The sequence below is a fragment of the Hyphomicrobium sp. genome (assembly GCF_035572195.1).
In the GTDB taxonomy this organism is placed as follows: domain Bacteria; phylum Pseudomonadota; class Alphaproteobacteria; order Rhizobiales; family Hyphomicrobiaceae; genus Hyphomicrobium_B.
This window is the reverse complement of record NZ_DATNBA010000140.1, coordinates 1-3,572: the sequence shown is the minus strand read 5'-3', so window position 1 is coordinate 3,572 and position 3,572 is coordinate 1. Positions and strand designations below refer to the sequence as shown.

At 59.8% G+C, this 3,572-nt stretch carries 5 protein-coding genes; all 5 read right to left on the bottom strand.

All coding sequences use genetic code 11. The features are described from left to right. Positions 1 to 951: tripartite tricarboxylate transporter substrate-binding protein (locus tag VN623_RS12090; protein ID WP_325571242.1), on the bottom strand; the 951-nt coding region annotated here is incomplete at its 3' end. Next, positions 935 to 1,210 carry a DUF3551 domain-containing protein gene (locus tag VN623_RS12085; RefSeq protein WP_325571241.1) on the bottom strand — a complete coding sequence of 92 codons (276 nt, stop codon included), beginning with the start codon at positions 1,208 to 1,210 and terminating at the stop codon, positions 935 to 937. The genes VN623_RS12085 and VN623_RS12090, both read right to left, overlap by 17 nt. Positions 1,211 to 1,409: 199 nt before the next feature. Then, complete coding sequence (locus tag VN623_RS12080) at positions 1,410 to 1,868, bottom strand: DMT family transporter (RefSeq protein WP_325571240.1); 459 nt, start codon at positions 1,866 to 1,868, stop codon at positions 1,410 to 1,412. 141 nt (positions 1,869 to 2,009) lie between these two features. Then, positions 2,010 to 2,996 (bottom strand): ABC transporter substrate-binding protein, encoded by a 987-nt coding sequence (locus VN623_RS12075; protein WP_325571239.1) that lies wholly within the window; start codon positions 2,994 to 2,996, stop codon positions 2,010 to 2,012. Between the two features lie 110 nt (positions 2,997 to 3,106). Beyond that, positions 3,107 to 3,572: GNAT family protein (locus tag VN623_RS12070; protein WP_325571238.1), on the bottom strand; the 466-nt coding region annotated here is incomplete at its 5' end.

Sequence of the window (3,572 nt, the reverse complement as noted above, 5' to 3'; positions counted from 1 at the left end):
CATGCTCCGCCACTTGACGATGTCGGATCGAAACATCGTGTCGGCAGCCTTCTGATCAAGGTTGAGGGGTTCAAAGCCGAGTTGCTCGAGACGCGAGGCCACGTCCGGATCTTTTAAAATCTCGTTGATCGCCACATTGAGCGTCCTGGCGATCTCGTCAGGAGCTTTCGCCGGCAGGAAAAATCCGGTCCATGCTGATGCGACGAAGCCGGGGTAGCCATTCTCGCCGTAAGTCGGAACGTCGGGCAGGATGGCCATGCGCTTCTCGCTGGCGATGGCAAGACCCCGCAGGGCCCCGGCCTTGACCGGAGCGGCCGCGCCTGCAGCGGGTGGGGTGGCAACCAACGGGATCTGGTTGCCCATCGCCGCCGTCACGGCAGGCGCGCCGCCTTGAAAAGGAACATGGGTCGTGGGGATCTTGACGATCCTTTCAAAGAAATACTGGGTCACGATGTAGGACGCGCTGCCCGCGCCGGCGGTGCCGAATTGCGCCGTCGACGCACGCGCATTGTCGATAAACTCCTTCAAGGTTTTGGCTCCGCCCGGCGGCGCGGATATCATTTCCGGAGAGGTCGCGACAATCGATATGGCTTTGAAATCGTCCGCCGTGTAGCCGCGCTTCGGGTGAAGAGATTCATTGATCGGCAACGACGTCGTCCCGCCAAGAATTGTATAGCCATCCGGCTCTGCCGTGGCGACGCGGCGATGCGCCAGATTGCCGGCCGCGCCGGCGCGATTTTCAACGACCACGGTCTGGCCGAGCTTGATTTGCAGCTTCTGGCCGACGAGGCGCGCGATCACATCGATGAGGCCGCCCGGCGCAAAGCCGACGACGATGGTGATGGTCTTCGACGGATAAACGTCGGCATGCGCGGGCGCGGCCGCCGATAGGCTCAGCGCCGCAGCCACTGCGAGAAAGGAACGGCGCCCGTTCTTACTGCGGGCGAGCATGACGCTTGGTGTAGCGCCGCTGTTCTGGCGACGAATGGGACGCGACGAAGTACGGGTTCGGATTGCACCAGCCCCGATTACCGCCCAGCACGTTCGGCCGACATTCTTCGACCGAGCGATACTCGCAGCTCCACTGCATATCACCGTCGCCCATCGCCATCACCGCGCACCATGGAGCCCCGTAGTAGTCCGCTGCCGCTGGCTGAAGGCCAAAGGCTGAAGAAGCAAGGGCGGCAGCCACGAAAATCGTGCGGGTCATTTTTAACCTCCCTGGTCGGTGCTCGTTATAACACCGAACTGCCGGTCAGAATTCCCGGACGGGGCCATAGGCGGACGATAGCGAGTCTTATTCAATAATCTCGTTGGTCCGGGAAAGGAGCGAAGGGGGCAGGGAGAGGCCGAGCGCCTTGGCCGTTTTCAGATTGAGCACCAACTCGTTCTTCGCATCGTTGAAAATCTCAGGTTCGTACTAGCAGCACACCCAGGATGAGCAGAACGGCTCCGGCGGCTCGATACATATCAATCGGGCGCTGTGTGAGCCCGAGTAGCCCAAAATGATCGAATGCCACTGAGGTGAGCATCTGACCCGTAATCAATAAGGCAATCACGGTCATGGCGCCGAGACGAGGAAGCAGCATGATCGAAGCCACGATATAGACGGTACCGAAAATTCCTCCGATCCAAGATAGCGGCGAACTTTTTGCAATCATGGACAATGCAGGCCAAGGCTCGCGAGTGACCACGAGAACAAAAAGCAACGTCAGCATACCAGCCGTGTAGCTTACAAATGCAGCCCAAAAAGCCGAGCTACTCAATTCTGAGCGCAACGTGGCATTCAATGCCTGTTGAACCACCACGCATCCGCCAGCAACCATGCCCGCCATGGCAAGTAGAAAGAATTGAACACGTTCAAACATAATATCCTCCGGTGAAGCCTATCGAGGGCAATAAGCGCGGCCCAAATATGCAAAGGGTCATGTCCGCTTTACTCTCCGAAAGCAGACATGTGCGGTGCAACTAGCAATGTCGGCTAAGGGCCATAAGCGGACATTGCGAAGCTAGTCGATTACCTCGTCGGCGCGCAGCAGGAATGCCTCTGATATTGTGAGGTTCAGGGCTTTCGCCGTCTTGAGGTTGACGGCCAACTCAAACTTTTCTGCGGACTGCAGCGGCAGCTCGCCCGGTTCTACGCCCTTCAGGATCTTATCGACGTAGCCAGCCGCACGCTGGTACAGCGCAGGCAGATCTGCGCCGTAAGACATCAGGCCTCCTGCCTGGACGAACTCCCTGAACGTATAAATCGCCGGTAGCCGCACGCTCGCCGCCACGGCGGCGATCTCACTCCGGCGCGTGAGGAAGAGAGGGGCTTCTGGCACGTAAAGAGCCTGCATGCCGTCACGCGCGGCCGCTGCGAATGCGGCTTCTAACTCGGCTCCCGACCGCACCTCGTAAGCACGAGCTTCAAGGCCCAACCCGCGTGCCGCCGGAGGGAGCGCCTTCAGCGTTCCGTCAGCGGCGGCGTACTCGGGGTTAAGGATGGCGCCAACCCGCGAGAACCCGCGCACGGCGTCCCGGAGCAGCTCCAGTCTCTTCCCGACCATGCTCGCATCGTTGGACAGCAAGAACCCGGTGACATTGCCACCCGGACGGGCAAAACTTTCAACCAGCCCAAGTGCCACCGGATCATCGACGCTTCCGAACCAGATCAAGGGGGTCGTCCGGGTAACCTTTCGCGCGGCCAAGACTCCGGCCGTTGACCCAACGACGATTACAGCCGGTCGGAGCGCAACCAGATCGGCGACGAGCACGGGGAAGCGCTCGGCCAGCCCGTCACCGAACCGATACTCGATATTGATGTTCCGCCCCTCGGTGTATCCCAATTCGCGCAACCGGTTCCGCAACGCCGCAAGGTTGCGGGCCGCGGTGGCTACGGAGAGCGGGGACATGACGCCCACCAACGGCGTCGCCGGCTGCTGCGCGCGCGCCGTTAGCGGCCAAGAAGCCGCCGCACCGCCGAGAAGCGTGATGAACTCGCGCCGTCTCATCGCCGCCCCGAGCCTAAGGACGATCCATCGTAACGGTAAAAGCTGGTGCCCGGGAGGGGGTGATCAGTCGGCTTTGGGTCAGAAGCGGACATTCTATTGCTTCGCCGACATCACGTCCGACGGCTGGGACCGCGTTCTTCCATCAGCGCGGCCAACGAAGTTTTGGCAGCACCGCTTTGATCGAAATTCCCCGGCGCGAGCCATCGTTCCATGATTTCGCGGACCTCTGGCCATTCGTCGTCAAGGATCGAGTACCAAGCCGTATCTCGATTTCTGCCCTTGAAGATCATGTGGTTATGGAAGATTCCTTCAAAGCGGAAGCCAAGCCGGCGAGCTGCCGCACGGGAAGCGGCGTTTAGTGCATTACATCGCCACTGCATGCGCCGATAACCGAGATCGTCCATCGCATAGCGCAGCATCAAGTATATCGACTCCGTGGCGCTTCGCGTACGCCGCAGGGTCAGACCAAACCAGATCGATCCAATTTCAATGACCCCTTGTTCCGGTTGAATATCAAGAAAACATATCTGTCCGCACGCTTTCTCTCCTGCCGCTAGTCGAATGGTATAGTAAATC